This window comes from Gluconacetobacter entanii, assembly GCF_003206495.1.
GTDB classification, from domain to species: domain Bacteria; phylum Pseudomonadota; class Alphaproteobacteria; order Acetobacterales; family Acetobacteraceae; genus Novacetimonas; species Novacetimonas entanii.
Genome location: NZ_NKUF01000113.1, coordinates 1 through 1,743 on the forward strand (window position 1 = coordinate 1; position 1,743 = coordinate 1,743).

Annotated in this window: 1 protein-coding gene; it reads left to right on the forward strand. The window is 55.2% G+C overall.

The features are described from left to right. The first annotated feature begins 92 nt into the window (after positions 1-92). The gene (locus CFR72_RS16700; RefSeq protein WP_082770971.1) at positions 93-1,709 is read left to right on the forward strand and encodes an ISL3 family transposase; all 1,617 of its coding nucleotides are present in this window, start codon (positions 93-95) and stop codon (positions 1,707-1,709) included. Positions 1,710-1,743 lie beyond the last annotated feature (34 nt).

A 1,743-nucleotide genomic window follows, 5' to 3' on the forward strand; every position in this document is an offset into this window, starting at 1 on the left:
GGTTCTTCCGCATTTTTCGTGATGGGTATCTTGTACTGTGGTTCTGGAACTGGAAAATCCTGAAAGTCGCCCACTTTCATGGATATTCCCCAGTGTCACGCCTTCGGATCCTTGATCTTCCCCGTTCCCTCGTCGTTCGTCGTGTTGTTGCACTGGACAACAGAGTGGAGATCGAAGTCGGTCTGCGCAAGCGGAGTGTACTGTGTCCGGACTGTCAGTGCCCGACACAACGCGTTCACAGCTTCTATCAGAGAAAACTTGCGGATCTTCCATGGCAGGGCCGTCCGGCCACGCTGTTCGTTTCTGTACCACGCTTTTTCTGTCAGGCTGCGGTCTGTCCACGTCGGACCTTTGTGATGCCCCTTGACGGGATAACCGTGCGTCATGGCAGACAGACCACGCGTCTTACCGATCTTCATTATTATATCGCCCATACCCTGGGCGGTTCCGCTGGTGCACGAATGACCGTGCGCCTGTGTTGCCCCATCAGCCCGGACACTCTCATTCGCCGCCTCCTTTCCCGGGCACGGAACACCAGGAAAGACATGCCCCCTACACGCGTGGTAGGGGTGGATGACTGGGCATGGCGACGGGGACATCACTATGGAACGATTGTGGTCGATCTTGAGAAAAATGATGTCATTGACCTCCTGCCAGATCGGGAGGCTGCGACCCTGGCCCAATGGCTGCAGGCCCACCCCGGTGTTGAAATCATTGCCAGAGACCGTGCTGGTGCTTATGCAGATGGATGCCACAGAGGCGCGCCATCAGCTCTTCAGGTGACGGACCGCTGGCATCTGCTGAAGAACCTGTCAGAGGCTTTTGTCAGCATACTGGGCCGTTTCACGACAACAGTCAGAACCCTGACGCGACAACTCAGCGCATCAACGACATTGAGCGAAACGTCTGGAACAGTCAGGACACAACCAGAAGAAGCGCAGACGCTCATCAGGCCAGTCTCTGGGGAGCGACGTGAAACTCTTTTCAATGAAGCTCTTGCCCTGAAAGCAGAAGGGCACAGTATTCAGGCTATCGCCACAACGATCGGAGTAGAGAGAAAAACCGTGCGGCGCTGGTTTCAGCGGGGCCATGCGCCAACATGGAAAAGGACGGTTCCGACACGCAGCATACTCGGGCCTTACATATCCCATCTGGAAAAGAGATGGGTCGAAGGATGTCGGAATATTCGCCAGCTATGGCGGGAACTCGTGGAGCAGGGGTTTACAGGAAAATATGGCACTGTCCGGAAATGGGTGACGACGCGACAGGGTATTTCCACGAAACCCGTTTCTTCCGCGTATGTCTCGCCCCCTCTGGGGCGCAAACTTGCACGCCTTCTTCTTGCAGATGATCCATTGTCTGCTGGACGACAGGACGGCCTACTTGTTCCTGCCCTTCTGGAAGCCGAACCGCAACTCGCTGTCACGCTCTGCTGGCTCAGGAAAATGCAGAACCTCCTCTGTAAAAAGGAGGACACCAGAAAGGAGGGCGATCTGAAGGCCCTGCTGGAAGAAGGGAAAACGACGCTGCTGTCACGTTTGATTCCTGCGCTTGAACGGGATGCTGCTGCCATTGAAGCTTCTCTCGTCACACCATGGACAACCAGCCCGGTTGAAGGACAGATCAGCCGATTGAAAATGATCAAGCGAACCATGTTCGGAAGAGCAGGCTTCGAACTCCTCAGGGCTCGTGTCCTCCAGCCCGCATAATCAAAAACATCATCACGAAAAGTGCGGAAGAACC